The organism is Clostridium frigidicarnis (assembly GCF_900111985.1).
In the GTDB taxonomy this organism is placed as follows: Bacteria; Bacillota; Clostridia; order Clostridiales; family Clostridiaceae; genus Clostridium_Z; species Clostridium_Z frigidicarnis.
Genome location: NZ_FOKI01000096.1, coordinates 1 through 1,894 on the forward strand (window position 1 = coordinate 1; position 1,894 = coordinate 1,894).

A 1,894-nucleotide genomic window follows, 5' to 3' on the forward strand; every position below is an offset into this window, starting at 1 on the left:
TATGTTGTTAATACCATATAGTGGTAAAAACAATGTAGCTAAGTTTGATTTAACATTAAATGCTATGGAACAAAATGATGAAATTGCTATTAATATAGAATATTGTTCAAAACTATTTAACAAGAGTAGCATAGAAAGATTAGGTAAACATTATTTAATTATATTAGAGAGTATAACGACAAATAATGAAATAAAACTTGGAGAAATTGAATTATTAAGCGATGAAGAAAAAAATCAATTGTTAAATGAGTTTAATGATACGAAGATAGAGTATGAAAATGATAAGACAATACAAGAATTGTTTGAGTCACAAGTTGAAAAAACACCAGATAATATTGCAGTAATATTTGAAGACAAAAAATTAACTTATAGAGAGTTAAATGAAAAATCTAATAGTTTAGCAAGAGTTTTGAGAACTAAAGGTATTAAAGCAGACTCTATAGTAGCAGTAATGGTTGATAGATCCTTAGAGATGATAGTGGGAATAATGGGAATCTTAAAGGCAGGGGGAGCATACCTACCGATAGATCCGAAATATCCTAAGGATAGAATAGAATATATTTTAAAAGACAGTGAGACTAAGATACTATTAAGTAAATCTGAGTCAGTAGAAACTTTAGAGTTTGATGGTACAGTTATAGATTTATTTAAAGATAACTTGTTTAATAGGGATTTTAATAACTTAGAGAAAATAAACAGCTCAAAAAATTTAGCATATGTTATCTATACTTCAGGTACAACTGGTAACCCTAAAGGAGCAATGATTGAGCACAGAGCATTAGTTAATCGGTTATTGTGGATGCAAAATAAGTACCCATTAAATGAGGAAGATACTGTTTTACAAAAAACAACTTATACTTTTGACGTATCTGTTTGGGAATTTTTATGGTGGTCTTTAGTAGGTGCAAAAGTATGTATACTTAGTCCTAATGACGAAAAAGATTCGGTAAAAATAATTGAAGTAATAAATAAATATAAAATAACAACAATGCATTTTGTGCCTTCTATGTTGGATGTTTTCTTATATTGTTTAGAAGAAAGTAAGAAAGCCTTAACATTAAATAGCTTAAGACAAGTATTTTGTAGTGGGGAAGCATTAAAATTTAAACAAGTATCAAGATTTTATAAAGAGTTTGGAAATAGCAAAAAGCTTATAAATTTATATGGTCCTACGGAAGCTACGATAGATGTATCCTATTTTGAGACTACGAGCAATTTTGATGTAAACGTAATACCAATAGGAAAGCCTATAAGTAATATTAATTTATATATTTTAGATAAAAACAGAAGATTGCAACCTATAGGTGTAGCAGGAGAGTTATGTATATCAGGTGATGGATTAGCCAGAGGATATTTAAATAAGTCAGAGTTAACAACAGAAAAATTTGTAGATAATCCATTTGAACCAGGTACTAAGATGTATACAACTGGAGACTTAGCAAAGTGGTTGCCAGATGGAAACATAGAGTTTTTAGGAAGAATAGATAATCAAGTTAAGATAAGAGGATTCAGGATAGAACTTGGGGAGATTGAAAATAAATTATTACAACATGAAGATGTTAAAGAAGCAACAGTTATAGTAATAGAAGATAAGGATGAGGATAAGTATATTTGTGCTTATATAGTAAGCGAAAAAGAAGTTAATGAGTTAAATTTGAAAGATTATTTAAAAGAAAGCTTACCAGAATATATGGTACCATCATACTTTGTAAAACTAGACAAGATGCCAATAACATTTAATGGAAAACTTGATAGGAGAGCACTTCCTAAACCAAACTTAGAAGACAGATTAACGAGTTATGAAGCGCCAAGAAATGCTATAGAAGAAACCCTAGTAAGAATATGGAGTGAAGTTTTAGGTGTAGATAAAATAGGAATAAATGATAGTTTCTTT

General features: G+C 29.1%; 1 protein-coding gene. It reads left to right on the forward strand.

Annotated elements, in window-relative coordinates; translation table 11 throughout:
* Nucleotides 1-1,894 (forward strand): non-ribosomal peptide synthetase (locus tag BM119_RS19415; protein WP_143087367.1); only part of this gene is annotated, 1,894 nt, incomplete at both ends.